This window comes from Pontimicrobium sp. MEBiC01747 (assembly GCF_053601635.1).
The window spans coordinates 1-5,088 of record NZ_JBSHNS010000228.1; the positions used below are offsets into that span (position 1 = coordinate 1).

4 protein-coding genes and 1 pseudogene are annotated in these 5,088 nt (G+C 30.9%); 2 read left to right on the forward strand and 3 right to left on the reverse strand.

Annotation, left to right across the window (positions count from 1 at the left end; all coding sequences use genetic code 11):
* Nucleotides 1-1,246 (reverse strand): annotated as a pseudogene (locus ACVC2P_RS07555) (phosphohydrolase); the annotation flags it as partial.
* A 164-nt stretch (nucleotides 1,247-1,410) separates the two neighbouring features.
* Here ACVC2P_RS07555 and ACVC2P_RS07560 point away from each other — a divergent pair.
* A complete protein-coding gene (locus tag ACVC2P_RS07560) occupies nucleotides 1,411-2,589 on the forward strand; it encodes an acetyl-CoA C-acyltransferase (RefSeq protein ID WP_452597873.1) in 1,179 nt (392 codons plus the stop codon).
* Nucleotides 2,590-2,644: 55 nt separating this feature from the next.
* Entirely contained in the window at nucleotides 2,645-3,394 is a 750-nt protein-coding gene (locus tag ACVC2P_RS07565; RefSeq protein WP_452597874.1) for a C40 family peptidase, read from the forward strand.
* A 68-nt stretch (nucleotides 3,395-3,462) separates the two neighbouring features.
* On the opposite strand, the gene ACVC2P_RS07570 is transcribed toward ACVC2P_RS07565, so the two are convergent.
* Nucleotides 3,463-4,716, reverse strand: a complete 1,254-nt coding sequence (locus ACVC2P_RS07570; RefSeq protein ID WP_452597875.1) for a tetratricopeptide repeat protein — start codon at nucleotides 4,714-4,716, stop codon at nucleotides 3,463-3,465.
* A gap of 53 nt (nucleotides 4,717-4,769) precedes the next feature.
* Nucleotides 4,770-5,088 (reverse strand): DNA gyrase C-terminal beta-propeller domain-containing protein (locus tag ACVC2P_RS07575; protein WP_452597876.1); only part of this gene is annotated, 319 nt, incomplete at its 5' end.

Below are 5,088 nucleotides of genomic sequence, written 5' to 3' on the forward strand. Positions count from 1 at the left end.
TTCCTTCATGAATTACAAAAAAAGCAAAATAAGCTATAATGTACACTAAAGTAATTTGTCCTACAGAAATAAATAAATTAGCACGCTTATATAATTCAGATACCGTTAAAATAGTAACAATACCAGCTATAATTTGTAAAAACATATATTCATAACTATTAGGTACTATAAACCCTAGAAGTAATACAGTTATTACATGTGTAAATAAACCCAATCTAGCATCGAAAAAAGCTTTTAAAACCAAGGGCAATATGGCTAAAGGAACAATATAAATGTATTTAGAATTATAATTAACTACCAAAGTAGTTAACAATACCATTAATAATACATTAAAGAAAATAAATGTTACTTTGGTGTTATTATTAAACACGGTCATTCTATATTTTCTAAGAAACAATAATAGCATCAATAAAGCTAAGGCCACTAATAAGGTATAAGCAAATACAATCCAATTATAATTAGATTCGCTCCAAACCTGAGATTCATATTCAGATTCTAAAGATTTTAATATTAAATAGGTGTCGCCTTCAACAACCTCTCCTTTAGAAATAATAAGCGTTTCTTTTTCAACACTTCCTCTTGCAAAAGAAATATTACTTAATGATTCTGATAAATCCTGCTCTGTTAAAGAACTATTATATTCTAAATTAGACTCTATAATGTCAAAAAAGAGTACAGTAAGTGGTGTTATGTAACTTTCTAAACTAGAGTTGGTTAGTTCTTTTATTATTTTTGGTTTTAAATCGCCTACTTTATATAGTTTAGAAAACTCCGTTTTATAGCGTTCAACCCTATCGTCTAAAATGGTAACATGCTTATTTACTGGTAGAGAAATATTATCCTCTAATATTCCATAACGATATAAATCATTGATAATTTTAATTCCTTTTTCCTTAAGTTCTTTAAAATCTTTTTGATAAATAGAATCTGAAAAAACTCTGCTAAACTGTTTGTTGTATTCAGATTTTACTTGAGGTTTTATTTTGGGGTTTAAGTTAAAGTAAGTAACTGCGTTTTCCTCAATTTCCTGACGTTCTTTATTAATTTCATCTACTGTTTTTTGAACAGCAAAATTAAACGGAGCATAAAGGTTTTCGGACTGCCATGGCTTTCCCTTTTCAAAATCATATTTAAACCTACCACCTTTAGGAAATAAGTATACTATTAAAAAAGTAGTTGTTATAAAAAGAATAACTTTATAAATAAGAGCATGATTTTTATAAAACGTATTAATAAGATCCTTCATGTATGTTTAACTATCCTTTAGTTATATGTTTTTTATTAAATGTTTAATGTAACTATTTCAAATGTAATAAATATTCATTGCTTAACTCGTTATTATAGCATGAAGGTTCTAATTTTTACTAAAAATTGATTAATTTCGCGCTACTATTAAATAATACTGTAAAAATGAATAAAGAAGTAGTAATCGTCTCAGCAGCAAGAACACCAATTGGTAGTTTTTTAGGTGCTTTATCGACAATTCCAGCTCCAAAATTAGGGGCCATAGCTATAAAAGGAGCTTTAGATAAAATAAATTTAAAACCTGAATTAGTACAGGAAGTATTAATGGGTAATGTTGTTCAGGCAGGAACCGGTCAAGCACCAGCTAGACAAGCTGCAATTTTTGCTGGTATTCCAGATACAGTACCATGTACTACTATTAATAAAGTTTGCGCTTCTGGTATGAAAACGGTAATGCAAGCGGCACAAGCAATTGCTTTAGGAGATGCAGATATTATTGTTGCTGGAGGTATGGAAAATATGAGTTTAATACCACATTATTTTCACGCACGTAGTGCTACAAAATTTGGCCCAGCAAGTATGGTAGATGGAATGCAGAAAGATGGTTTAGTAGATGTTTACGACCAAAATGCAATGGGTGTATGTGCAGATGCCTGTGCAGTAGAACATAACTTTTCTAGAGAAGATCAAGATGCTTATGCAATACAATCATATAATAGATCTGCAGCTGCTTGGGATGCAGGAAAATTTGATAATGAAATAGTTCCTGTAGAAGTACCCCAACGTCGTGGAGAACCTATTGTTGTAAGTAAAGACGAAGAATACACTAACGTAAAAATAGAAAAAATTCCAGCTTTACGCCCAGCTTTCACAAAAGAAGGAACCGTTACTGCTGCAAATGCATCAACTATAAATGATGGTGCCGGTGCAATGGTTTTAATGAGTAAAGACAAAGCTACAGAGTTAGGATTAAAACCTTTAGCTACAATAAAGAGCTATGCAGATGCTGCACAAGAACCAAAATGGTTTACTACAGCACCAGCTAAAGCACTACCAAAAGCTTTAGATAAAGCAGGTTTAACTATTAAAGATGTGGATTTCTTTGAATTTAACGAAGCTTTCTCTGTTGTTGGTTTAGCAAATATGAAATTATTAGGTTTAAATGATAGTAATGTAAATGTAAACGGAGGAGCCGTATCTTTAGGTCACCCTCTTGGATGTTCTGGTGTTAGAATTTTAATTACATTACTTAATGTACTAGAACAAAATGATGCAAAAGTTGGTGCTGCTGCTATATGCAATGGTGGTGGTGGTGCATCTGCATTAGTATTAGAACGTAACTAGTATAAAACAAATCATTTTTTACAATAACAATATCTTTAGAATCCTAATTTAATTAATGCAATACGGAATCTGTAATTTAAGCATTGTTCCTTTAAGACTAGAAGCTTCCGATACTAGTGAAATGGTTTCGCAAGTATTATATGGTGATGTTTTTAAAGTTTTAGAGCAAAGAAAATCTTGGCATAAGATTCGTTTAGCGTTTGATAAATATGAAGGTTGGATAGACCATAAACAATACTTAGAAATTACAAAGGAAGTTTATACCGACTTTGTAAACGAACCTCTTAAATTATCTACAGATTTAGTTGAATTTGTACAAGGAGAAAATCAGCAATTATTACCAATAACGTTGGGCTCTACTTTAAATGGATTAACGTTATTAAACCATAGTTTTGACGGCAGTTTTTCTGAAATAAAGCAACCAAAAGGTAATATTATAGATACAACATTTCTGTACCTAAATGCTCCTTATTTATGGGGAGGGAAAACACCTTTTGGAATAGATTGTTCTGGTTTTACACAAATGGTCTATAAACTAAATGGTTATAAATTATTACGAGATGCATCACAACAAGCCACCCAAGGAGAAGCTTTAAGTTTTATTGAAGAAAGTGAACCTGGAGATTTAGCATTTTTTGATAATAGTGAAGGCCATATTGTACACGTAGGCATTATTATGAAAGACAATTATATAGTACATGCCCATGGAAAAGTTAGAATAGACAGGCTAGATCATTCTGGCATTTATAATGTAGACAAACGTACACATACTCACAAATTAAGAGTCATCAAGAAAATTATATAACTAAAAAAACCACTAAAATTAATTAGTGGTTTTTTTAGTTTTACCTTAAAGTTTTTAAGGTTTAAAAATTATAATCCATATTTTTCTCTTAAAGCTTTTGCTTTAGTAGTTTCATCAATGGCATTATATATATTCATTAGCGTTCTAGCAACATCTGCATTACTTTTATTCTCTTTCTCTGAAATTTCTAAAACAGTTTCTAAGTAAGGTATTGCTTCTTTATATATTTTATCTTTTTGAGCTCTCAACTCATCATAACGTCTATCATCTTTAGCCGAACTACCTAATCCATTCATTTCTTCAACAATAGCATTTTCTGCACTTAATATTAAAGCAGATAAGTTTGTTAATGCATTAACATAGTTAGCATCTATTTCTATCGCTTTCTCGTAGTAACTTCTAGCTTCTTCTTTATTACCTGCATCTGAAGCTAAAACACCTAAGTTAAATAATAAATCTTTATTTGTTGGATCATTACTAATAGCTTCCTTAATTAAAGTTGCATAAGCTTCTTTATTACCAAGTTTAAACTGTGTATTTGCTTCTGTAAGAATAAGCGCTGTATCTTTAGGGTTCGCAGCTCTTGCTTCTTGTATAGCAGCTAATGCTTCATCATTTTTCCCTTGCTCAAGGTATATTAAAGCAATATTCTTTGTTATTTCTGCAGTTTTAGATTCTGTTTTCCCATCTCTTGGGTTTATATGTGTTTTTAATTTATTTACATAAAGATCTCTAGTAGCTTTATCAAAAGGCTGTTCTTCTCCTGTTTCTTTACTAGTAGCAAAATATTGTGTTTCTACACCTGTATAACCTAAGTCTTTAAGTTTTAGGTAATGTGATAATGCTGAATCGAAATCTTGCGCTCCTACTGCGCTTACTGCTGAGTAGTAAAGATATACTTGATCTTCTGGTGCTACATTATATAAGTTGTAAAAAGCAGCAGAGGCTTCTTTAAACTTATTAGCTTTATACAAGTCATTAGCTTTGGTTAATAGGTCGTTTTCCATTAATTGCTTTAACTTCCCTACTTCACTTTCGTAAGATCCACTTGGTACTTGCTTTAAACTTTCTACAGCCATCATAACATCTTTGTTACTTCCAGCTCCATTAGCAAAGTATGCTTTTCCTTTATTAAGGTAATACTTAGCTTTCATTTTATTATCCATAGAACCCGTTAAAGATTCTAATTTACTAGCCATTGCTTTAGCTTCAGCATAATTGTTATTTTTAACTGCCTTTTCTAGCATTTTTACTTCTTTCTTTTGTGCAAAAGAAAACAGAGTTACAAATAATGCTAAAGAGAGAATTAATTGTTTTTTCATCAGTTTTAGTTTTTATTTTTCTATAAAGAAAAAATCATTTATTTAATATTTATTTATTCTTCTTCGTTAGAAGCAAGAGTCGTGCCATTATCCTCGGCACTAGTGTTTTCAATACCTTCAAGCGTTTCATCTATATCTTCATCTTCCTCGTGCATAACCTTAGCTACAGCAGCAATAGAATCTTTCCCTTTTAAGTTTATTAATTTTACACCTTGTGTTGCTCTACCCATTACCCTTAAATCTGCAACAGCCAATCTAATAGCAACACCAGACTTATTAATAATCATTAAATCATCTTCATCTGTTACGTTTTTAATAGACACTAAATTACCTGTTTTTTCTGTAATAGATATTGTTTTAACACCTTTACCT